This window comes from Camelimonas abortus, from assembly GCF_042432745.1.
Lineage (GTDB): Bacteria > Pseudomonadota > Alphaproteobacteria > Rhizobiales > Beijerinckiaceae > Camelimonas > Camelimonas abortus.
In genome coordinates this window covers 280,481-302,873 of record NZ_JBHLWR010000004.1, presented here as the reverse complement: position 1 = coordinate 302,873, position 22,393 = coordinate 280,481, and the positions used below count along the sequence as shown (strand labels likewise).

Annotated in this window: 20 protein-coding genes; 5 read left to right on the top strand and 15 right to left on the bottom strand. The window is 71.8% G+C overall.

The annotated features are described in order from the left end of the window. Nucleotides 1–307: 307 nt before the first annotated feature. Entirely contained in the window at nt 308–994 is a 687-nt protein-coding gene (locus ACFFJB_RS01550) for a TetR/AcrR family transcriptional regulator (protein WP_376828996.1), read from the bottom strand. Nucleotides 995–1,227: 233 nt separating this feature from the next. Between ACFFJB_RS01550 and ACFFJB_RS01545 the strand changes: the two genes are divergently transcribed. Then, on the top strand, nt 1,228–2,976 hold the full coding sequence (locus tag ACFFJB_RS01545) for a thiamine pyrophosphate-binding protein (RefSeq protein WP_376828994.1): 1,749 nt from the start codon (nt 1,228–1,230) through the stop codon (nt 2,974–2,976). A gap of 74 nt (nt 2,977–3,050) precedes the next feature. Here ACFFJB_RS01545 and ACFFJB_RS01540 read toward each other — a convergent pair whose 3' ends face one another. The 13 genes from ACFFJB_RS01540 to ACFFJB_RS01480 form a co-directional block, all read right to left on the bottom strand. After that, nucleotides 3,051–4,337, bottom strand: a complete 1,287-nt coding sequence (locus ACFFJB_RS01540; RefSeq protein ID WP_376828992.1) for a flavin-dependent oxidoreductase — start codon at nt 4,335–4,337, stop codon at nt 3,051–3,053. 508 nt (nt 4,338–4,845) lie between these two features. Next, complete coding sequence (locus tag ACFFJB_RS01535) at nt 4,846–5,562, bottom strand: ABC transporter ATP-binding protein (RefSeq protein WP_376828990.1); 717 nt, start codon at nt 5,560–5,562, stop codon at nt 4,846–4,848. Then, entirely contained in the window at nt 5,555–6,334 is a 780-nt protein-coding gene (locus tag ACFFJB_RS01530; RefSeq protein ID WP_376828988.1) for an ABC transporter ATP-binding protein, read from the bottom strand. The genes ACFFJB_RS01535 and ACFFJB_RS01530 overlap by 8 nt, the downstream gene beginning before the upstream one ends. After that, nucleotides 6,331–7,227, bottom strand: a complete 897-nt coding sequence (locus ACFFJB_RS01525) for a branched-chain amino acid ABC transporter permease (protein ID WP_376828986.1) — start codon at nt 7,225–7,227, stop codon at nt 6,331–6,333. The genes ACFFJB_RS01530 and ACFFJB_RS01525 overlap by 4 nt, the downstream gene beginning before the upstream one ends. Beyond that, complete coding sequence (locus tag ACFFJB_RS01520; RefSeq protein ID WP_376828984.1) at nt 7,224–8,108, bottom strand: branched-chain amino acid ABC transporter permease; 885 nt, start codon at nt 8,106–8,108, stop codon at nt 7,224–7,226. Before ACFFJB_RS01520 ends, ACFFJB_RS01525 begins: the two co-directional genes overlap by 4 nt. A gap of 151 nt (nt 8,109–8,259) precedes the next feature. Beyond that, nucleotides 8,260–9,447 (bottom strand): ABC transporter substrate-binding protein, encoded by a 1,188-nt coding sequence (locus ACFFJB_RS01515; RefSeq protein ID WP_376828982.1) that lies wholly within the window; start codon nt 9,445–9,447, stop codon nt 8,260–8,262. Between the two features lie 166 nt (nt 9,448–9,613). Further along, nucleotides 9,614–10,348, bottom strand: coding sequence for a pyrimidine 5'-nucleotidase (locus ACFFJB_RS01510; RefSeq protein WP_376828980.1), 735 nt, complete (start codon nt 10,346–10,348; stop codon nt 9,614–9,616). Beyond that, on the bottom strand, nt 10,345–11,232 hold the full coding sequence (gene nadC / locus ACFFJB_RS01505; RefSeq protein ID WP_376828978.1) for a carboxylating nicotinate-nucleotide diphosphorylase: 888 nt from the start codon (nt 11,230–11,232) through the stop codon (nt 10,345–10,347). Before nadC ends, ACFFJB_RS01510 begins: the two co-directional genes overlap by 4 nt. 29 nt (nt 11,233–11,261) lie before the next feature. Beyond that, nucleotides 11,262–12,512, bottom strand: a complete 1,251-nt coding sequence (locus ACFFJB_RS01500; protein WP_376828976.1) for a metal-dependent hydrolase family protein — start codon at nt 12,510–12,512, stop codon at nt 11,262–11,264. A 28-nt stretch (nt 12,513–12,540) separates the two neighbouring features. Beyond that, nucleotides 12,541–14,004 (bottom strand): aldehyde dehydrogenase family protein, encoded by a 1,464-nt coding sequence (locus tag ACFFJB_RS01495; protein ID WP_376828974.1) that lies wholly within the window; start codon nt 14,002–14,004, stop codon nt 12,541–12,543. A gap of 68 nt (nt 14,005–14,072) precedes the next feature. Next, nucleotides 14,073–14,795, bottom strand: a complete 723-nt coding sequence (locus ACFFJB_RS01490) for an orotidine 5'-phosphate decarboxylase / HUMPS family protein (RefSeq protein ID WP_376828972.1) — start codon at nt 14,793–14,795, stop codon at nt 14,073–14,075. A gap of 133 nt (nt 14,796–14,928) precedes the next feature. Further along, on the bottom strand, nt 14,929–15,915 hold the full coding sequence (locus ACFFJB_RS01485; protein ID WP_376828970.1) for a CobW family GTP-binding protein: 987 nt from the start codon (nt 15,913–15,915) through the stop codon (nt 14,929–14,931). Between the two features lie 5 nt (nt 15,916–15,920). Further along, nucleotides 15,921–16,454, bottom strand: a complete 534-nt coding sequence (locus ACFFJB_RS01480; protein WP_376828968.1) for a CinA family protein — start codon at nt 16,452–16,454, stop codon at nt 15,921–15,923. A 377-nt stretch (nt 16,455–16,831) separates the two neighbouring features. Between ACFFJB_RS01480 and ACFFJB_RS01475 the strand changes: the two genes are divergently transcribed. Both ACFFJB_RS01475 and ACFFJB_RS01470 read left to right on the top strand, forming a co-directional pair. After that, nucleotides 16,832–17,494, top strand: a complete 663-nt coding sequence (locus ACFFJB_RS01475) for an aminotransferase class I/II-fold pyridoxal phosphate-dependent enzyme (protein WP_376828966.1) — start codon at nt 16,832–16,834, stop codon at nt 17,492–17,494. A gap of 36 nt (nt 17,495–17,530) precedes the next feature. Further along, the gene (locus tag ACFFJB_RS01470; RefSeq protein WP_376828964.1) at nt 17,531–18,301 is read left to right on the top strand and encodes an aminotransferase-like domain-containing protein; all 771 of its coding nucleotides are present in this window, start codon (nt 17,531–17,533) and stop codon (nt 18,299–18,301) included. Nucleotides 18,302–18,315: 14 nt separating this feature from the next. On the opposite strand, the gene ACFFJB_RS01465 is transcribed toward ACFFJB_RS01470, so the two are convergent. Then, complete coding sequence (locus tag ACFFJB_RS01465; RefSeq protein WP_376828963.1) at nt 18,316–18,954, bottom strand: helix-turn-helix domain-containing protein; 639 nt, start codon at nt 18,952–18,954, stop codon at nt 18,316–18,318. Nucleotides 18,955–19,545: 591 nt separating this feature from the next. Here ACFFJB_RS01465 and ACFFJB_RS01460 point away from each other — a divergent pair. Further along, on the top strand, nt 19,546–20,937 hold the full coding sequence (locus tag ACFFJB_RS01460) for an ammonium transporter (protein WP_376828961.1): 1,392 nt from the start codon (nt 19,546–19,548) through the stop codon (nt 20,935–20,937). 523 nt (nt 20,938–21,460) lie between these two features. Next, nucleotides 21,461–22,363: a class II glutamine amidotransferase gene (locus ACFFJB_RS01455; RefSeq protein WP_376828959.1), complete on the top strand. Its 903-nt coding sequence runs from the start codon at nt 21,461–21,463 to the stop codon at nt 22,361–22,363. Nucleotides 22,364–22,393: the final 30 nt, after the last annotated feature.

The window sequence follows — 22,393 nt, the reverse complement described above, 5'->3', positions numbered from 1 at the left end:
GGGCCGGCGGCGCGGGCCGTTCCGGCGCCGGGACAGACACATGGCGGGCGCCGCGGCGCCGGGACACTGTCGCCGTTACGGCCGGCGATGCGGGCGGGCCGGATTCACTGGTCCGCTCCGGCAGGCCATCCGCGCGTGTCGTGCCGCCCGTCCGCGCCGTCGTGGGGGGGCGTATCCGGGGGCTGCGCCCACGTCCGGCGTTCCGCCTCGCCTGTTTTTGCGGGAACGTCTGTCGCGGGCGCGTTCACGCGCGGCGCTGGCGCGGACAGGCGGGGACCGCGGAACGGCGTTGCGCCGGCGGGCAGGTTCAGGCGCCGCCGTCGCCGGCTGCGGCCATGCGCCGGCGGATTTCCGCCTGTTCGTTCTCCGTCGCCAGCGACAGCAGCACCACGCCGAAGCCCCACGCCAGCCGGCGGCGCAGTTCGGCGAGGCTGGCGCGGCCGTCGGCCCAGAAATCAAGCGCCCCGCGGGCGACCGACGCCAGCGTGTCGCCGGCGAAGCCCGGATCCATCCCCGGCCGCAACGCCCCGGCCGCATGCGCCTCTGCGACCAGGCGGCGCCAGAAGGCGAGGCGCGGCTGGCTGAACCGCGCGTACAGCGCGCCGTCCCGCCGCGTCAGCCCCAGCAGCGCCCGGTAATAGGCCGGTTCGGCGGCGTACAGGCTGACGGCGACGTCGATGGCCTCGAAAAACAGCCCGACCGGCCCCGCCTCCCGCCGGCTGGCCACAAGCGCCTCAAACCGCGCCAGGTCCGCGTCGAAAAGCTCGCTGAAAATCGCCCCGCGGCTGCCGAACAGGTTGTAAACCGTCGCCGGACTGACGCCGGCGCGCCGCGCGATCGCCTCCACCGGGACGCCTTCCACGCCATGCAGCCGCACCAGGTCTTCCGCCGCCGCCAGAATGCGGTTGCGCCGCTCCATCTTGCCGGCGGCGTGGCCGGAAAGCGCGCTCAGGCCGGCGTCGTCATCAGCGGTCTGGCCGGATTTCGGAGCCATGGCAGGGCGGTCCACAGTCTGGGGCAGGGGGGCCGCATGACCATAACAGCGGCGTTTGCGGCGCGCATCCCGGCCGGCGGCGCCGTTTCCGGGGCGCGTTGACAAGTTTAGAGCCGACTCTAAATTTTTCCGGACCCGTGGCGCGCCCGGGCCGGAGGCGACAGGCGGGCGCCTGTCCGCCGGCGGCGCGTGACGGGCCGGGCCCAGCCCGCAATAACCGGGAGGAAACGCACATGGCCGAAATCAGCGGCGGCGTCGCGCTTGCGCGCAGCCTGAAGGCGCTTGGAGTCTCGGAGGTGTTCACGCTGCATGGCGGCCACCTCGATTCTTTTCTGGTCGCCTGCCAGGACAATGACATCCGCCTGACCGACACCCGTCACGAGGCGTCTGCGGGTCACGCCGCCGAAGCCTTCGCCCGCGCCGCCGGCGAGGTCGGCGTCTGCGTCATCACCGCCGGTCCCGGCTTCGCCAACGTCCTGACCTCCATCGTCAACGCCTGGCTGGACGCCACGCCGGTGCTCTACATCGCCGGCGCGCCGCCGCTGCGCGAAGTGGAGACCAATCCGCTGCAGGGCGGTTTCGACCAGGTGGCCATGGCCGCGCCGGTGACCAAATGGGCGCACCGCGTCACCCATGTGGAGCGCATTCCCGACCTGGTGGAGAAGGCGGTGCGCCTCGCCCGGTCCGGCAGGCCTGGCCCGGTGTTTCTCGAGGTTCCCATCGACGTCATGTTCGGCCGCGCCGACGAGGCGGGCATGCGCATGCCGGCGCGGCCGGCGTTCGAGGGGCGTCCGGCCCCGTCCGCCGCCGCGGCCGACCGGCTTCTCGCCATGCTGCGCGAGGCGGAGCGCCCGGTGATCATCGCCGGCGGCGGCGCCGCCAGCGTCCGGGCTGCCGGGCTGCTGCGGCGCTTCGCCAGCCTGACCGGCGTGCCGGTGCTGGAGAGCCTCAAGGGCGCCGGCGTGCTTCCGCCGGAGCATCCGCAATATGTGGGCGGCGCGGGCGCGCTGGCTGTCGCCGCCATGGTTCATGACCAGCGGCCGGATCTGGTGGTGCTGCTTGGCGCGCGCATGGGGCTGTTTCTGGGCGGGCGCAGCGGGGCCATCATTCCGGACGGGGCGCGCGTGGCGCAGATCGACGTCGACGGGGCGGAGATCGGCCGCCTGCGTCCGGTTGATCTGGCCATTGTCGCCGACGCCGCCGAAACCCTGGAGGCGCTGCTGGCGCGCGGCGGCGACGCGCCCTGGCCGGATCGCGGCGCCTGGACGAAACTGCTGCAGGAGGCGCCGAAACTGGCGGCGGCCCCCTTCGCCGGCGCCCCGCCGCTGGGACCGAACGGCCTGCTCCATCCCTTCCATGCCGCGCGCGCCGTGGCGGAGGCGCTGGCTCCGGACACCGCCATCGCCTGGGACGGCGGCGAGGCCCCGGCCTGGATCCGGCCGCTCGTGCGCACGCCTGAGGTGGGGCTCAACGCCGGCAACGGCTATCTCGGTTGTCTGGGCGTTGGCCAGGGCTTCGCCATCGGTCTCGCCCGGGCGCGGCCGCGCCGTCCCGTGGCGCTGTTCCTTGGCGACGGCGCCGCCGGCTTCCACATCGCCGAGTTCGACACCATGGTCCGTCACCGGCTGCCGGTCACCACGGTGATATTCAACAACGCCTGCTGGGGCATGTCGCAGCATGGCCAGGAGCTGGTGTTCGGCCGCCAGCATCTCACGGCGGTGAAGCTGGCCGCCACGGACTATCACGAGGTTGCGCGCGGCTTCGGCTGCTACGGCGAGAAGGTGACGCGCCTTGAAGACATCGCCCCGGCCATCCGCCGCGCCCAGGCGCAGGATCTGCCGGCCTGCGTCAACATCGTCACCGATCCGGACGTGGTGCATCCGGTGACCGTGACCATGGTCGGCGACGTGGAGAGCGAAGGCCAGATTCCTGTGCCGTATTACGAGAACATTCCGGTTCCGGGATACCGGAAAGAAACCTGACGGCAGGCGCCGTCCGCCCGCCTGCGGGGGCAGACCGCTGCGCCGCAGGGCGTGCGGCGCCCGGGGCGCGCGGGTCAGGCGTCGCGGACGCGGGCGCCGGGCGGAATGGTGGGCGGCGCGGCGTTGAGCGCGTCGCGCGCGAAACCGGCGGCGCGCTGGTAGGCCTGCATGAAGGCGGCGCGCTCCGCGGCCGGGATGACGTCATTGATGTCGTCGAACTGGCCGCCGCAGCGTTCCTCCACGAGGTTGAGCAGGCCAAACGGGCCGGCCTCGCGGTTGCGCAGCGCCACGGCGTTGACGGCCTCGCGGTGCGCCGCGTCCCACGCCTGCAGGGCCGTGGCGGTGACGCCGTGCGTCAGCATGGACCTGCCGATCAGGCGTGCGTCCATGATCGCCTGGGTGGCGCCGTTGGAGCCGGTGGGATACATCGGATGCGCCGCGTCGCCCATCAGCGCCACCGGGCCGTCGACCCAGGAGTGCAGGGGATCGCGGTCGATCATCGGGTTTTCATAGGCCGCGTCCGCCTGCGCCAGCAGCGCCGGAAAATCCAGCCAGTCGAAGACGAAGTCGCTGAAGGCGTCCGCGAATTCCGACGTCGCCGCCTCCCTGAACCAGCCGGAGCGCGACCAGTCGTGCGTCGCGTCCACGGTCTTTTCGGCGATCCAGTTGAGCAGCACGTAGCCGTCAGCGTCCGGACGGGAGATCGGGTAAAGAATGATGCGCCGCCGGCTGCCGCCGACGCCGAGGAACGAGGAGGCGGTGCGGACCGGCCGCGCCCGCGTGGCGCCGCGCCACATGATGGCGCCGCCCCAGTGAACCGGCGGCTGGTCCGGATGCATCTGCGCCCGCACCCGAGAGTGGATGCCGTCGGCGCCGACCAGCAGCGTTCCTTCCGCCGTGTGCGTCTGTCCGCTGGCGGTTTCGATCTGCGCCTCCACGGTTCCCTGCGGCGTTTTCCGGTAGCCGGTCACCCGCCGTCCCAGCCGCACCGCGTCGGCGCCGAGGCGCTCGATGACCTTGCGGTACAGCAGCATGTGGAAGGCGCCGCGGTGCACGGCGTACTGGCGCCAGCGGTAGCCGGCGTATTCGCCGCGCGGTTCGGCGTAGATCTCGCGGCCGTTGAGGCCGACCAGCGCCCATTCCCGCGCCGGCGCGCCCACCGCGTCAAGCTCCTGCGGCCCGATGCCGAGGTCCTCGAGCTCGCGCACCGCGTTGGGCTGGAGATTGACGCCGACGCCAAGCGGGCGCAGCTCGCGCGCGCGCTCGTAGACGACGCAGGACACGCCGATCTGGCGCAGCGTCAGGGCCATGGTGAGGCCCGCGATTCCGCCGCCGGCGATCAGGACATGGGGTCGCGACATGGGGAGCTCCATCCGGATGCATGGACGGGGCCGCGCCCGGCGGTCGCCGGAGTCGGCCGGGAGCCGCGGGCGCGGCGCCGGTTCAGGCCGGCAGGACGGTCACTTCCGTTTTCACCGGCGTGGTCATGGAAGTGGATCGCGCCCTGGGTGAGCAGGCCGCCGCCGCCGCTGGCGACGCCAGCGCCGATGGTCTCCGGGTCGCTGGCGGCGTAGATGGCGTACGGCAGCCGGCGAGGACCGCGCCGGCCCGGAAGGTCCGCGGTCGGGCGGGGGGCGGAGGCGCGGCCGTCGCCGGCTCCGGAAGCGGTGTGCGCGCGGCCTGTCATGATGGCGGCGTTCTCCCGTGCGGGTGTCGTTCCGGCCACGATGCAGCCGCGCCGCGGCTATTGCAAACCCCATAGCCGCTACCGGCCCTGCGCCCCCGGCGCAGACGCAGGCGCGGGGCGCCGCCGTCATCAGGCGCGTGGGGCCGGGGCCGCCCGGCGCAGGCGACATGCGCGCGGGTCGCTCACGTCGCGTGGCGTTCGCCGAGGTAGGCGTCGATCACCAGTTTCGATCGCCGCAGCTCCTCCGCCGGCCCTTCGAGGCAGATGGCGCCCGCCTCCAGCACATAGCCGTAGGAGGCGACCGACAGCGCCTTGCGGGCGTTCTGCTCCACCAGCAGCACGGTGACGCCCTGGCGGTTGATCTCGCGGATCGTCTGGAAAATGGCGTTGACCACATGCGGCGCGAGGCCCATGGACGGCTCGTCCAGCAGCAGCAGGCGCGGCCGCGCCATCAGCGCCCGGCCAATGGCCAGCATCTGCTGCTCGCCGCCGGAGAGCGAGCCGGCGAACTGGTCGCGCCGCTCCGCCAGCCGCGGGAAACGCCCGTAGACGCTGGCGAGATCGTGCTGCGCCGCGGCGCGGTCGCGGCGGGCGTAGGCGCCGACGAGCAGGTTGTCCTGCACGCTCATGCCGGCCACGACGCGCCGCCCTTCCGGCACGAGCGACACGCCGGCGCGCACGATGGCCTCCGCCCGCCGCCCGGTGATGGGGACGCCGTCCAGCAGGATCTCGCCGCCAGACGGGCGCACCAGGCCGCAGATGGCGGAGAGCGTCGTGGTCTTGCCGGCGCCGTTGGCGCCGATCAGACACACGCACGCGCCCGCCGGCACGCGGAACGACACGCCGTGCAGCACCGGCAGCTGTCCGTATCCGGCACGCAGGTTGCGCGCTTCAAGCATCGTCGTCGGTCCCCAGATAGGCTTCGATCACCGCCGGATCCTCGCGGATTTCGGCGGGCGCGCCGGCGGCGATGACGCGGCCGAAGTTCAGCGCCACCACATGGTCGCAGACCGCCGCCACCAGATCGCTGTCATGTTCGACCAGCAGCACCGTGACGCCCTCCTCGCGGATCGACCGGATCAGCACGGCGAGGGCGCGCCGTTCGGCGTGGGTCATGCCGGCGGCCGGTTCGTCCAGCAGCAGCAGGCGCGGCCGCGTGGCGAGGGCGCGGGCGATCTCCACCCGCCGGCGGTCGCCATAGGAGAGCGCCCCGGCCGGCCGGTCCGCCAGGGCGCCGGCGCCCACCCGCTCGAGCATCGCCTGCGCCAGCGCCCGGGCCGCCGCCTCCTCGCGCCGCGCGCTGGGCAGCCGGGCCAGAGACGCCAGCAGCGCCGCTTTCTGGGCGGCGATGGCGCCGACGATCACATTGTCCAGCGCCGTGGCGTCCGGCAGCAGGCGGATGTTCTGGAAGGTGCGCGCCACGCCGCGCCGCGCGATCTCAAACGGCTTCAGCGCGCCGAGAGGCGCGTCGTCCAGCAGCACCTCGCCGGCGTCCGGCGCACAGAGGCCGGTGATGACGTTCATGGTCGTGGTCTTGCCCGAGCCGTTCGGTCCGATCAGGCCGGTGACGCGGCCAGGCGGGGCCGTGAACGACACGCCGTCCACGGCGATGACGCCCTGAAACCGCTTGCGGACGGCGCTGACCCGCAGACCCGCCGGCGCCGCGCTCATCGCGTCGCTCCCGCCAGCAGGATCTTCGCCAGCGGCGACGACGGGGCGGGCGCGCCCGGCCGGCGCCGGCGGAACAGCGACGCCGCCCCGCCCGGCAGATACAGCGCCGCCACCAGGATGAGCGCGCCCATCAGGATCTCGCGCAGCTGGTTCGAGAAGCGCAGCGCTTCGGGCAGCACCGTGGTGATCACCGCGCCGGTGACCGGGCCCAGCAGGGCGTTGACGCCGCCGAGAATGGGACTGGCCAGCGCGTCCACCGAACGCAGCAGGCCGAAGTCCGTGGGGCCGATGAAGAAATTGAGGTGCGCGGCCAGGCCGCCGCATACGCCGGAGATGAAGCCGCTCGCCACGAACAGCGCCATCCGGTAGCGGAACACGTTGACGCCCATGGCCTCGGCGATGGTGTCATCATGACGGATGGCGTCGATGGCCCGGCCATGGCGCGAGCGGCGCAGCGCGTACACCAGCGCCACCGTGACCAGCAGCAGCGCGGCCAGCGCCGGCGTGCTGGTGTAATCGGGAATGGCGACGATGCCCGTGGCGCCGCCGGTGACGCTCTCCCAGTTGAGGGCGATCACCCGCACCACCTCGGTGAAGGAGAAGGTGGCGAGCATGAAATAGTCGCCGCGCAGCCGCAGCACCGGCGCGCCGATGGCTGCCGCCGCCAGCGCCGCCAGCGCGCCCCCGGCGACCACCGCGATGGCGAACGGCGCCTGCAGCTGCATGGTGAGATACACCGCGCAATAGGCCCCCACCGCCATGAAGCCGCCCGTGCCCAGCGTGAACATGTTGGCCGACAGCGCCAGATACACGCCATAGGCGAGAATGCCGTTGAGCAGGCACAGGTCGACGATGTTGCCGTAAGCGCCGTAAAATTCCGCCAGAAAAGTCATGCGCGCCGCTCCACGAAGCCGGAGAACAGGCCGGTCGGCCGCGCCAGCAGGATCAGGAAGACGAGGCCGAAGCCGATGGCGTCCCGGAAGGCCGAGGACACCCACGCCACCGAAAACACCTCGATCAGCCCGAGCAGCAGGCCGCCGGCCATGGCGCCCGGCACGTTGCCGAGTCCGCCGAGGATCATCACCGTCAGTCCCTTGACCAGCATGTGTTCACCCATGAACGGAGACACCACGTTGAACAGCACGCCGAGCAGCATGCCGGCCGCGCCCGCCAGCGCTCCCGCCACCAGAAAGGTGAGCGTCATCGTGCGGCCCACCGGCACGCCGACGATGCGCGCCACGTCCTCGCTGAACGCTACGGTGCGGATGGCCCGCCCGGCGGCGCTCTTCTGCAGCAGCACGTACAGGCCCGCCATCAGCGCGACTGACGCCGCCATGATGGCGAGCTGGATGAGCTGCACCCGAACGCCGCCTGCCTCCCAGGAGGCGGTGAGATTGAGCGCCGCCGGATAGCCCTGGACCTCGGTGCCGAAGACCTCCTGGGCAAGCCCGACCAGAATGCGCGCCAGCGCCAGCGAGGCCACGAGCCCGACCCATTTGTGGCCGCCGCGCCGGCGGATGGTGCGGAACACCACCAGCTCCGAGAGCACGCCGAGCGCGCCGCCGCCTGCGGCCGCCGTCAGCAGCGCCAGCGGAACCGGCAGCCCGAGGCGCGTCGCCTCCAGCCCGAAATAGGCGCCGGCCATGAAGAACGCGCCCTGGGCCATGTTGATGATGTTCAGCACGCCGAAGATGAGCGTGCACCCCATGGCGAACACGGCGTAAGTGGAGCCCAGCGAAAGGCCGTTTACGATCTGCTGCAGGAATGTGGACATGACGGCTCCGCCAGCATTGACCGGCGGAGTCGCCTCCGTCCGGCGGCAGGGACATCGCCGGCGCGGCCAGGCCCGCGGCCGCGCCGCGCGCCATGTTCCGCCGCGCCGTCAGTTGCGCGCGCGCCCCTGGTCCGCGGGGGCGCGGACCGGCTCATTCAGAGCCGGCCAGAACGAACCTGCCGTCGCGCATTGTCAGCACCTTGGGAGTGATGACCGGCTCGCGGTCCCTGTCGAAGCTGAACGGGCCGGACGGCGAGGGCAGGTCCCTGACGCTGGCGATCGCGTCGCGGAGCTTCTCGCTGTCGCCTGCGCCGCCCGCCCGCTTCAGCGCGTCGGCGAAGGCGTAGACGGCGGTGTAGGCCTGGGCGGCGAAATTGTCGGGCAGGCTGTTGTAGCGCGCCTTGTAGGCCTCCACGAACCTGCGGTTCACCGGGTCGTCGTAGCCGATGAACCAGCCCGAGCCGACGAGGAAGCCGTCCGCCGCCTTGCCGGCGAGCTCCGCCAGCTTGCTGGAGATGGCGGCGTTGGCTCCCATGATCACCGTGCCCGGGGGGATGCCGAGCTGGCGCGCCTGGCGCACGATGTTGGCGGTCTCCTCGGCGAGGCCGCCGATGACGATCGCGTCCGGACTGGCCGCCCGGATCTTGGTGAGCTGCGCCGAATAGTCGACGTCGCCCTTCTGGAACGTCTCGGTGGCGACGATCCTGATCCCCGCCGTTTCCAGCGCCTGCTTTTGCACCGCATAGGCGGTCTTCATCAGCATGTCGTCGATGCCGTAGATCTGCGCGGCGGTGCGGACGCCGTGTTTTTCGCGCGCCCATTTCAGCACCCCGGGAAACACCACGTTCTCCGGCGGGCTGGTGCGGAAAATATATGTGCCGATGGCGGTGATGCCGGGCGCGGTGTTGGAGCTGGCGATCACCGGCACCTTCGCGCGCTGGGCCAGCGGATCGGCGGCGAAAGCGGAGTTGGCCAGGGTTGGGCCGAGGATGACCGCCACCCTGTCCTTGTTGATCATGCGCTGGAAGATGTTGACGCTCTGGCCACGGTCGCCGGCGTCGTCTTCATGCAGGCCCACGAGCCGGATGTCCCCGAGGACGCCGGAGGCGTTGATTTCGTCGATCGCCAGCAGAGCGCCGTTTTTCTGCATCGTGCCGTACAGGGCGGCGGAACCGCCGGATGTGGCCTGGACGATGCCGATCTTCACCACCGTTTCAGCCATGGCGGGCGCGGCGGTCAGGGCGGCCCCCGCGAGCAGGGCGCCGGCGAGCGCGCCCAGCCAGCGCGCCAGTATCCGGCGGGAGACCGGGAGGTGAAGCCTGTCGTGAACGTGCGTCATCGCTGTTCCCCCTGTTTCATCGGATAATAACACAGGGGACTGCGCAAGGTGTTTTCTTAGTTTGCGCGCTCCGTGAACAAATTTTTCACATTCCGATGAAATTGGAAATGGTTTTGCCGCACGAAAAGACGCAAATGAAAAGACCTGTCATTTCTTGCGGGTCTTTTCATGAGGTCAGGAATGAAACCAGCGATCTTGCGGTTGCGTCGACGGTGAAGCCCGCGTCCTGCCCGGTGGAGACGCCGTCTTCGTCCACCAGAAGCGTCCGCATGCCCAGCGCCGCCGGCGCACGCAGGTTCATGAGCCGGTCGTCCGCCATCAGCGCCCGCTCTGGCGCGACGCCGTGGCGGCGGATGCAGGCCTCGCAGGCGGCGGCGTCCGGCTTGGGCCGGTACGCGCTGTCCTCGATCGCGACAATGCCGTCGATCGCGTCCGCCACGCCGAGCGCAGCCAGCACGCGCTCCGCGTGCGCCCGGGGGCTGTTGGTGACGATTATGCGCCGGCCGGGCAGCGCCGACAGTACCTGTTTCAGTTTGGGATTTGGCGCCAGCGGCGCCAGATCGACGGCGTGGACGTGGGCGAGGAACTCCTCCGGCGCCACGCCGTGCAGCTGCGCCAGCCCGCGCACGGTGGCGCCGAAACGCGCGTAATACGCCTGGTGGAGCGCCGCCGCGGCGGCTTCGTCCAGCGACAGCCGCGCCATGATGAAGCTGACCACCCGCCGGCGCATCTGTTCATGCAGCCCGGCGGAGCGGGGGTAGAGGGTGTCGTCGAGGTCCAGCAGCCAGTAACGGATCCGGTCCGCGCCCGGCAGCGCGGCCAGTCCCGCCGCCGGCGCCGCGCCGGCGGCGGTCCGGCGGACGGCGGCCGCGGCGCCCTCGCTGCGCGACCGCCCGGTCATGCGCCGGCGCGCAGCCGCCCGATGGTCCGGCGGGCGCTGGGCTTGATGTCCTTCACGTCCAGCGAACAGTCGAGGGCCCTGATCGTGTGGGTGAGTTCTCCCACGGAAATGATGTCGACGCCGGTTTCGGCCACGGGCACGATGGTGTTCTCGTTGATGCCGCCGGAGGCCTCGGTCATCGCCCGGCCGTTCACCAGCTTCAGCGCCTCGCGGATCTCGTCGAGGTCCATGTTGTCGAACATGATCACCTCGACGCCGCAGTCGAGCGCCTCCTGCACCATGTCAAGGGTCTCGCACTCCACCTCGATGCGGAAGGTGTGCTGCGCCCGCTCGCGCAGGATGCGCACCGCCTCGGTGATGGATCCGGCGATCTTGATGTGGTTGTCCTTCACCAGGATGCAGTTGCCGAGGTTGAAGATGTGGTTGTGGGCGCCGCCCACGCGCACGGCGTATTTCATCACCCGGCGCAGGCCCGGCCAGCCCTTGCGGGTGTCGGTGAGCCGCACGCCGGTGTGGCGCACCAGCTCGACGTAGCGGCGGGTCCTGGTGGCGACGCCGGACATCTGCTGGATCCAGTCCAGCGCGGGGCGCTCGACGATGAAAAAGGTGGAGGCGCGGGCCGTCACCTTCATCAGCACCTGGCCGGGCTCGACGACGTCGCCGTCGCGCACGAGATGTTCGACGGTCGCCGCCGGCTCGATCTGGCGGATGGTTTCGTCGGCGAGCAGCAGGCCGCAGATGACGCCGCGGGCCTTGGCGTAGATCTGGCCGGTCTGCACCGGATCGTCTCCCACAAGAAAGCCGCCGGTGGTGTCGCCGGCGCCGATCTCCTCGTCCAGCGCCGCCTGAACGAGCTGCCGGATCATGAAACGGTTGAGCTGCACGGTTCTGCTCCTCCAGGTTCTTGGCGCGGTCACAGCGCGCAGGTGAAGGGGCGGCCGCCCTTCATCACCAGGTGCAGGCGGGCGCGCTCTTCAAGAATGCGGATGTTCTCCAGCGGATCGCCGTCCACCACGAGAATGTCGGCGTATTTGCCGGGCGCGACGGCGCCGGCGTCGGGCATGCCGATGCACTCGGCCGCCCGGCTGGTGGCGCAGACAATGGCCTGCATCGGCGACATGCCGAGCCAGTCGACCATGAAGCCGAGCTCCACCAGGTTTTCGCCCACCAGCAGGCGGTGCGACTGGTCGGTGCCGAACGCCACTTTCACGCCGCGGCGCACCGCTTCCTTCCACAGCGGAACCTGCCGCTGCATCAGGGCGTAAATCTGGGCGTCCTTCTCGTCCTCGCGGCCGAGCTGGCTGGCGGCCCACGTGCTGTCTTTCTGGCGGCGGGCGACGGAGAGCGGCACCAGCGCGAGGGTGGGCGTCCACCAGGCGCCGGTCTGCAGCAGCAGGTCGATGCTCTCCTCATTGATGAACCAGCCGTGCTCCAGGCTGTGCACGCCGGCGCGAAGGGCGTTGTTGATGCCGGCGCGGCCTTCGGCGTGCGCGGCCACATGCCTGCCCCGGGCCGCCGCCTCGGTTACGGCCACGCGGATCTCCTCCACGGTGAACTGCGGCTCGTCCCAGCTGTCGGTCACCGAGGTGATGCCGCCGGTGGCGCAGATCTTGATGAAGTCGGCGCCGCGCATCAGCAGCTCGCGCACCATGCGGCGCATGCCGTCCACGCCGTCGGCGACGGTGTCCGGCAGCCAGGCGCGTTTCTTCACCCGCAGGTCCGCCGGCGTCCAGTAATCGCCGTGGCCGCCGGTCTGCGACACCATGCCGATGGCGATCATCAGCCGCGGCCCGTCCACCAGCCCCTCGGCGAGGGCCTGGCGGAAGCCGGCGTCAGCGCCGCCCATGTCGCGCGCCGTGGTGACGCCGCAGGCAAGCGTTTCGCGCAGGATCTCGATGGATTTCAGCACGTTGTAGGTGGGCGGGTTGAGCAGGTGCTGGCGCATGTCGCGCGCGCGGTAGGTGCAGTGCACGTGGGTGTCGATGAACCCCGGCAGGATGGTGCGCCCGGCGGCGTCGAGCACCCGCGCGCCCGCCGGAACCCGCACGCTGCGCCCGGGGCCGGCCGCAAGGATGCGGTCGTCCCCGATCACCACCACGGCGTCGCGCACCGGATCGCCGCCAAGACCGTCTATCAGCACGCCGCCCGTTATCGCCGTCAGCATCTGCAGGTTCCTCCGCCAGGAGACGCCGTCACGCCGCCAGATCGAGCGTGATGGTCTTGAGCTCCGTGTAGAAATCGATGGCCGCCAGGCCGAGCTCGCGCCCGACGCCGGAGCGGCGGTAGCCGCCGAACGGCGTGAACAGGGCGTGCATGCTGGCGCTGGGCAGGCCGTTGACCGCCACCGAGCCGGCGCGCATGGCCCGGGCCGTGCGCAGCGCCCGGCCGAGGTCGCGCGACCACACCGAGCCGTTCAGCCCGTAGTCGGTGGCGTTGGCGAGGCGGATGGCCCCGGCCTCGTCGTCGAACGGCGTGAGACTCGCCACCGGTCCGAACACTTCGGTCTGGAACAGCGGATGCTCCGGACCGACGTCGCTGAACACCGCCGGCTCCAGATAGAAGCCGGGCAGGCCGGCGATGCGGCCGCCGCCGCACAGCAGGCGCAGGCCGCTGGCCTTCGCCGCCGCCACATGCGCCTCCACCGCGTCGCGTTGGGCCTGCGACGCCAGCGGCCCCAGCGTCGTGGCCTCATCCATGGTGTCGCCGGGGCGCAGCGCGGCGACGGCCGCCAGAAACGCCGCCTCAAACGCTGGCATCGCCGTGCGCTGCACGAGAATGCGCGAGCGGGCCGAGCAGGACTGGCCGGCGTTGCCGAAGGCGGCGGCGACGGCCGCCTGCGCCGCCCGCTCCATGTCGGCGTCGGCGAAAATCACGCAGGCGTTCTTGCCGCCAAGCTCCAGCGCCACCTTTTTCACGCCCGCGGCCGCCGCCCTGGCCACGGCCACGCCCACGGCGGTGGAGCCGGTGAAGGAGACGCCGTCCACCTGCGGGTGACTGACGAGGCGCGCGCCCGCCTCCCCGTCGCCGGGGATGACGTTCACCACGCCGGGCGGCGCGCCGCATTCGCCGGCGATCTGCGCCAGCACGAGCGTCGACAGCGGCGTCAGCGGCGAGGGCTTGAGCACCGCCGCGCAGCCGGCAGCCAGCGCCGGCGCCAGCTTCCATGCCGCCGCCAGCAGCGGAAAGTTCCACGGCGTGACCTGCGCCACGACGCCGAGCGGCTCCCGCAGGGTGAGGCTGAGCAGGTGGCGGTCCACCGGCAGCGTGTCGCCCGGGAACTTGTCCATCGCCCCGGCGTAATAGGCGAACACCCGCGCCGCGCCGGCGACCTCGCGGCGGGCGGCGGCGATGGGCTTGCCCGCGTCCAGCGCCTCGATAACCGCGAGCTCCTCCAGCCGCGCGCTGATGGCGTCGCTGATTTTCTGCAGCACGCGGCCACGCTCGAACGGCGGCGTGCGCGGCCACGGGCCCTCGTCGAAAGCGGCCCTCGCCGCCGCCGCCGCGGCGTCGACGGTGGCCGGGCCGGTGCCGGCGACCCGCGCGATCTCCCGGCCGGTGGCCGGATTGAGCACCGCGAGCGTCGCGCCGTCGCCGGCGGAGACAAAGGCGCCGTTGACGTAAGATGCCGCCGGCCAGGACGGAGCGGTGACGTTCATGGACGCGTGTTCCTGATGGATGCGGGCTGCCGCCGGACGGATCCGGCCGCGCGCGGCCGCCGCGGCCTTCAGCCGGCAGCCTGCATTTCGGCGTAAAGCCGCCTGACGGCGTCGGCGGGGTCCGCCGCGGCGGTGACCAGCCGGCCAACGATGGCGAACCGGCGCGGACAGGCGGCTGAGGCGGCGAAGGCGTCGGCGATGGCGCCGCCGAGCGGGCCGAAACCGGTGAGGAACACCACCGGGTCCGCCACACGGGCGCTGATCCAGCCGCTCCAGCGGGCGATGCGCCCGGGCGCGCGCGCCGGCAGCACGAAGTGGTCAGCGCCGGCTCCGGCGGCTTCGGCGATAATCCGGTCGAGGGCGTCGTCCGCCAGATAGCCACCGCCGGAGACGCAGTAATCGGGCGCGGGAATTTCGCCCCCGACCACCGGAATGAGGCCGCTGGCGCGCGCCTCGCCGGTGAACCTGCGCACGGCCGTGGGACCGGCGACCGGGAACAGGACCAGCCCGTCGACGCCGGCTTCGGCGCACAGCCGGGCGAACGTGCCCGCCATGTCCGGCATGTCCGGGCCCGCCTTCTGGTGGTCATACAGCAACGGCAGGTCAGTGAGGTCGCGCAGGCGGCGGACCGACTCCGCAAGACCAAGCCGCAGCGCCGACGACAGGCCGATCTTGTAGCCGGCGACGCCCTCCACGCCGCTGGTCGCCCGGACGACCTCCTCAATCCGTTCGACGGAATCACTGTCGAGAGCGGGCACGACGCCGCATGTTCCGGTGAACTGCCTGACCATGGAATCCTCGGGAGAAACGGGCCCCGGCGGCGCGCGCCGGAACGTCTGGACGCTGACGGTAGGGGGCGCTGGCGCCATCGGGTAGAGCCGGCTGCTGGCTGGTTCCTGGCGCCAGTCGCCGCGGCGGGCGCCGTCATGCGGGCGTCGCCAGCGCCTCCAGCTCGTCGAGGGCGTCGTCGAGGATCGCGCCGTCGACGCCGGCAGCGACGAGCGCCATGCGGCAGCCGGCCGCGCCCGTCGGCAGGCCCGGCGCCGTCTGCGGGGCGTGGACATATCCCTGGACCACATGCAGCGCGACCGGGGCCGGAACGGAGCGCACGCGCGCCACGCCCTTCACGCGCAGCAGCGCCGGGCCGAGCAGGCCGGTCCAGCGCTCCAGCCAGGCGTCGAGCGCCTCCGGATCCAGCCAGCCGCCGAAGCGCCGGGCGCGCACGCAGAAGTCGCTGGCGCCGGCGTCGTCGGCGACAGGCCGCGCCGTCATGCAGCCGGCGGCGCCCGCCGCGGGGGCCGCCTGCGGCCACAGGGCGGCCGGAGCCATGCGGCCGGGACGCGCGTCCGCGACGGACGCGGCCGGATTGAGCCCGCGCAGCCACGCCGTCACCCCGGCCAGCGCCGCCTCCGTCATCAGGTCGCCATGGGTGACCAGCAGCGCGTCGGCCAGCGCCGTCTGGGCGCGCGCCTCGGGAAACCGCTCCCAGACCTCGCGGATGGCGGCCGCGTTGACCACGGTCGTCACGCCGGCGAGCGCAAAGCGGCGCGCCGCCGGACCGCCGGCCATGACCGAGGCGAGCAGCGCCGCCGGATTGGCGAGGCCGCTGGTCTCCACGATCACCCGGCTGAACGGGGGCGCCGCGCCGGCGTCGCGCCGGCGCAGCAGCCCGGCGAGGGCGGCGGGAAGCCCGCCCTGCGCGCGGCAGCACAGGCAGCCGCCTTCCAGCAGCGTGACCTCCTCGTCGCCTTTCTCCACCAGCAGGTGGTCGACGCCCGCCGCGCCCGCCTCATTGATGACGATCGCCGCGTCGCGAAAGGCGCCGGCGGCGAGCGCGCGCCGCAGGGCGCTGGTCTTGCCGGCGCCGAGAAAGCCGGTGAGCAGCAGGACGGGGATGCGCGCGCCGCTCACGGCCGTCAGTCCGCCAGCCGGACGACCAGCAGCTCCAGGGCGGCGGAGAGGGCGGCCATGCGCACGGCGTCGCGCGGGCCCGGGAACTGGCGCCGCGTCTCCAGGGTCGGATGGCCCTGGCGCGCCGCCGCCAGATACACGGTGCCCACCGGATTGCGCCCATTGCCGCCGCCCGGCCCGGCGTAGCCGGTGACCGCCACCGACACGCCGGCGGTGGAGCTGGCGAGCGCGCCTTCGGCGAGGCCGCGGGTCACCTCGGCGCTCACCGCGCCATGGAGCCGGGCGACGCACGCGTCGACGCCGAGCCCCGTGGCCTTGGCGCTCGCGTGGTACAGCACGAAACCGCGCTCAAACACGTCCGAGGCGCCGGACACCGAGGTCAGGCAGGCGCTGACCAGGCCGGCGGTCACGGTCTCGGCCGTCACGATGCGGACGCCCTGCCGGCGCGCCGCCGCAAGGGCCCGGGAGGCGGCGTCCAGCAGGGCGGGGGGGAACAGCGCGCCCGGCGCCGTGGCCGGGCAATCTGCGTTATCGGACATGAACATACCGGGGCGTGGCGCGGGCCGGCCGCGCCTGCGCCGGAGGCCGGCGCCGCGGGTCCGCGCCCGGGAGGCTTGCTGGCTGCGATTAGCGGGCGCGGCCGCCGCCAGGTCAATGTGGCGGCGGCGCTGGACCTGCGCCGCGGGGACGGACTGGACCCATCAGCCGTCGCGCCGGCGGGCCGCCGCGGCGGCGCCGTTTCCGGCGCATGTCCATGACAATGCGCACGAATCCCGGCAGGCGCTGACGCATTCACGGGCGGCGGCGGCGCCAGTGGCGCCATGGCCCTGGCGGCGCTAGCATCCGCGCTGGTCCGGGCCCGCCGGCGCCGGGCGCGGCGCGGGCGGCGGCGCCCGCAGGAAGGAGCGCACATCCGGTGACAAGCCTGCTGATCACGCTGGACCGTGCTGGCGAACGCAGCCTGCAGGAACAGATATTCGAGCGGATTCGGGAGCAGATCGTCTCCGGCCGGCTGGCGCCGGGCGCGCCGGTGCCGTCGTCGCGGGCGCTGGCCAGCGAGCTGCGCGTATCGCGCAATTCGGTGATCTTCGCCTATGAGCGGCTCATTAACGAGGGCTATCTGACCACCCGGCCCATGGTCGGCACTTTCGTCAGCCAGGTGCTGCCGGACGAGGCGGTGAGCGCCCGCCCGGCGCCGCAGCCCGGGACGGCCGGCCACAGCCGCCCGCCGGCGCCGCAGTTCACCGGCCGCGCCCACACCATTCTCAACAGCGAGACGATCCCCATCGATTTCTGGCCGCAGCGCACCGATCCGGCGGCGTTTCCGGTCAGGACATGGCGGCGCATCGTGCAGCAGGCGCTGGCCAATCCCGGCTCCGGGCTCACCGAATATGGCGATCCCTGCGGACTGATGGAGCTGCGCTGCGCCATCGCCGACCATGTGGCGCGCGCCCGCGGCGTGCAGGCGCGGCCGGAGCAGATCGTCATCGTCGCCGGCGCACAGCTCGCCCTCAACCTGACCCTGCGGCTGCTGATGCGCGAGGCCGGGGAGATCGTGGTCGAGAATCCCTGCAACTAGGGCGCGGCCTACCTGTTCGAGAGCTACAACCTGCGCTTGCGGCCGGTTCCGGTGGACGCCCGCGGCCTGCAGACAGACCGCCTGGAGGGGGAGCGGGCGCGCCTCGCCTATGTGACGCCCTCGCACCAGTTTCCCATGGGGCCGACGCTGGCGCTGGAGCGGCGCCAGGCGCTGCTGCGCTGGGCCGCGCGCAACGGCGCCTATGTCATCGAGGACGATTATGATTCCGAATTCCGTTACGACGGCGCGCTGCTGCCGGCGCTCAAGGCCATGAGCCCGGACAACGTCATCTACCTGGCCACCTTCTCCAAGACGCTCGGGGCGGGGCTGCGCATCGGCTACATGATTTTTCCCGAGCATCTGGCGCAGGCGGCGGCCACGGCCAAGGCGCTGCTTGACAACGGCCATGTGTGGCTGGAGCAGGTGGCGCTGGCGCGCTTCATCCAGTCTGGCGGTTTCGTGCGCCACCTGCGCCGCATGCGCCAGCAGTATCTGGCCCGCCGCGACATGCTGAAGACGCAGCTGGAGCAGCGCTTTGGCCGCCTGCCGGTGATGGGCGCCGAGGCGGGAACCCATGTCGCCGTGCGCTTTCCCGAGCGCTTCGGCGGCGCCTACAGCCTGTGCGCCCGCGCCCGCAGCCGCAACATCGGCCTGTATACGGTGCAGGCCGGCGGCGGCCATGAATATCCGGGCGTCAGCTACGCGGCCGGCTGGGTGCTGATGGGTTACGCCAGCCTCACGCCCCTGCAGGTGCGGGTGGGCGTGGCGCGCCTGGCGCAGATTCTGGGCGCCGGCGGCGCGCGCTGACCGGCCCGCCGGGATCAGTCGTTCTCGCCGCGGCCCTGCGGGTAGGAGATGATGGAGAGATAGCGGATCGGCAGCTTCACCAGCTCCACCGGGCCGTGCGGGGCGTCGGCGTCGAAAAACAGGCTGTCGCCCGGCTGCATGCGGAAGGTGTCGTCGGCGTGGCGGTACACCACCTCGCCTTCCAGCATGTAAAGAAACTCGAGGCCGCTGTGCTGGAAGGTGGGGAACACGTCCGAACGGTCGGTGAGCGTGATCAGATAGGGCTCCACCGTCACGCCGCTGGTGTTGTCGCCGATGTGGCCGAGCAGGCTGTACTGGTGGCCGGCGCGGGTGCCGCGCCGCTCCAGCTCCACGCCGGTTCCGGCCTTCACGAACACCGCCGCCCGCTTCTCCTCAAAACCGCGGAACAGCGCCGTGATCGGCACCCCCAGCGCCCGCGACAGCGCCTGCAGCGTGGTGAGCGACGCCGAGATGTTGCCGTTCTCGATTTTCGACAGCATCCCCACCGAGAGGCCGGTGTTGGCCGCCAGCTCCGCCACCGTGATGCCCAGCTTGCGCCGCAGCGCGCGCACCTCATGGCCGATGGCCGCTTCAAGATTGTTGTTCCGCGGCTCGCGGACGGCGTGCGGATTCTGCTGGAGCCTTGCGTTCATCTCGGCGTCCTGAACGGCGACGCTGGCGGGGAGGGCGGAGCTGGAACGGCGGCGTGCAGGCATGGCGTCTCCCGGGAGAGGCGTCGCCGCCCGCCGGCGCGGCCTCACCGGCGCTGGCAGGCCCGGCGCCGTCCGTCCATCTTTGGCACGGGCGTTCCGGCCGCGCAAGGAATAAAAATTTCGTATGAAGAAATTTTCCCGTCTCCGCCCCAGGCCGGTCGCCCGCGCGACGGCGCGGCGCCCAATTTGGCGGCTGCGCCCGCGGCGCGCCCGCCGCCCGCCCGCGTCCCGGAAACAGCTTTGTAACAAAGTCATGACGCCGGCGTGAAGCCTTGCGCGTCTTCGTCCCCGGCGCGCGCTCCCCATAACAGATGACGCTGTAATTGCCCGGAATTCTTGCCGGACAACTTTCGCCGGCAGGCGCGCGTCATGATTATTTCGCATGTTATTCAGGCGCCGGCTGGGCGTTTCATGGGCGCCTCCGCCGGATTTGACGTTGTTCGCTCTGCGCCCCTCCGCACTAATTCGCTCGACAGCAATCGACGCCGGAGGCGCCTCTGGCGCGCGTCGGCAAGTCAGCGAGGTGGGGAGATGACAAGAGCGAGATACTGGGGCGCGCTCGCGCCCGGCCTTCTGTTCGCTGCGCCCGCGCTGGCGGAGGAAGCCGCCAGGCCCACGATAAACGGTGCGGACACCGGTTTCGTCATCATGTGCGCCATGTTCGTCATGCTGATGACGGTTCCGGGCCTCGCCATGTTTTACGCGGGCCTCAGCCGCGCCAAGAACGTGCTTTCGGTGATGACCCACGTCGTCGCCACCTGTGCGGTCGTCGCCGTGGCGTGGGTGATCATCGGCTATTCGCTCGCCTTCGATGAAGCCGGCGGCTTCCAGCCGGTCATCGGCGGCCTGTCCAAGGCGTTCTTCGCCAACATCACCCAGGAGAGCGTCACCGGCACGGTCTCCGAATACGCTTACGCGATGTTCATGCTGATGTTCGCCGGCATCACCCCGGCGATCATCGTCGGCGCCTTCGCCGAGCGCATCCGCTTCTCCGCCGTGCTCATCTTCATGGCGCTGTGGCTGGTGCTGAACTTCGCGCCCATGGCGCACATGGGCTGGAGCGCCAACGGCTGGGCCTTCCAGATGGGCGCGCAGGACTTCGCCGGCGGCAATGTGGTGCACCTGAACGCGGGCGTCGCCGCGCTGGTCGCCGCGCTCGTCATCGGCCCGCGCATGGGCTACGGCTCCACCATGATGGCGCCGCACAACCTGACGCTGACCACCACCGGCGCCTGCCTGCTGTGGGTCGGCTGGCTGGCGTTCTGCGGCGGCTGCGCCCTGGTGGTCAACGGCTTCTCCTCGCTGGTGATGCTCAACACCTTCCTCGGCGGCGCCGGCGGCGCGCTTGGCTGGATGGCGGCGGAGCGCGCGCACCGCGGCCGCGCCAGCACCCTGGGCGCCGTGTCGGGCCTGGTGGCAGGCCTCGTCGGCATCACCCCGGCCTGCGGCTTCGTCGGTCCGGCCGGCTCGCTGGCGGTGGGCTTCCTGTCGGCGCTGCCGTGCGTGTGGGCCGTTGAGTCGCTCAAGCACCGCTTCGGCTACGACGACTCCTTCGACGCCTTCGGCGTGCATGGCGTCGGCGCCATCGCCGGCTGCCTGCTGACCTCGGTGTTCGCCCTGCCGGTGCTCGGCGGCCTCGGTTTCGCCGAGGGGCGCGACCTGGTCTCCCAGCTTGGCGTGCAGGCCCTGCTGCTGGCGTTCAGCGCCGCCTATTCGGCGGTCAGCACCTGGATCTGCCTGAAGATCGCCGACGCCCTGGTCGGGCTGCGCGTCAGCCCCGAGGACGAGCAGATGGGCCTCGACCTCGCCTCGCACGGCGAACGCGGCTACCGCCTCGACGACGCCCAGCTGGGCGAGGCGGTGACGGCCGCTCCGGGCGCCGCGGCCACGGTGGGCGTGCTGAAGCCGGCCGGCGCCGAATGAGAGTGGCGGCGCCGCCCCGCGCGGCGCCGCCGGCTCCCCGCGGACGCGGCGTCCGCGCGGACTGATCCCGACGGCCCCACGTCCCGGCGTGGGGCCTTTTTTGTCGCCGCGGGCCGGCGCGGCGCCAGCGCTCCGCGCGCCCGGTCCGCCGGCCGCATTCCGGCCGCGGCGCCCGCTCGTCCCCAGCTGCTGCCCTTGCCCATGGCGGCGCGTGCGGGCCGGGCATGCGCCGGAACCCGCCGTCCCCTACCCGGTCGGGGAGGGGGCGCGCGGCGGCGGAAGGCGCGACAGTCGCGGCGCGTCGCGGCCCCGCGCCGGGGCGCGCCGTCCCCTGTGGACTGTCGCTGCCCGCCAATTGGGCGACGGGCCGCGGATTCTGCCCACGAGGCGGGCGAACGGCGCCCGCCTGCGGACCGGTTTGCGGAAATTTTTGCCATTCAGGAAACTTTTATTCTTTTTAGTTGAATTTGGCCGCGTTCCCTGCAAGGTTGAATCCGACAGGTTCATACGAAAGGCGCTACCAATGTGCGGCATTGTTGGGCTGTTTCTGAAGGACAAGGCGCTGGAGCCGCGCCTTGGCGCACTGCTTGCGGACATGCTGGTTACGATGACTGACCGTGGACCGGACAGCGCCGGCATCGCCATTTACGGCGGCGGCGTGGAGGGAATGGCGCGCATTACTGTCCAGACGCCGGATCCTGCCCGCGATTACACCGGACTTGCGGAAAAGCTGGCCGCGACTGTTGGGGAAGCGGACGTGGACGTGCGCGACACCCACGCCATCATCACCGTCGCCGCCAGCCGGCTGGAGGCCGCCCGCGCCGCCCTGCGCGAGATCAGCCCGCGCCTGCGCGTGATGAGCGCCGGCGAGAACATCGCCATCTTCAAGGAGGTGGGCCTGCCGGCCGACGTGGTGAAGCGCTTCGGCATCGCCGCCATGTCCGGCACGCACGGCGTCGGCCACACCCGCATGGCCACCGAGTCCGCCGTCACCACCCTGGGCGCCCATCCGTTCTCCACCGGCCCGGACCAGTGCCTGGTGCACAACGGCTCGCTGTCCAACCACAACAACCTGCGCCGGCGCCTGAAGGCCCTCGGCATGACCTTCGAGACCGAGAACGACTCCGAGGTCGCCGCCGCCTTCATTTCGCAGCAGATCGCCGCCGGCCTCGGCCTTGGCGAGGCGCTGACCGGCGCCCTGCAGGAGCTGGACGGCTTCTTCACCTTCGTGGTCGGCACGAAGAGCGGCTTCGGCGTGCTGCGCGATCCCATCGCCTGCAAGCCGGCGGTGATGGCCGAGACGGACCAGTACGTGGCCTTCGGCTCCGAATACCGCGCCTTCGCCGGCCTGCCGGGCGTCGAGCGCGCCCGCGTGTGGGAGCCGCGTCCGGCCACCGTCTACTTCTGGGAGCGCGAGGCCGCCTGAGCCCCGCTTCCCGCGCGCAAGCGCGGCCGT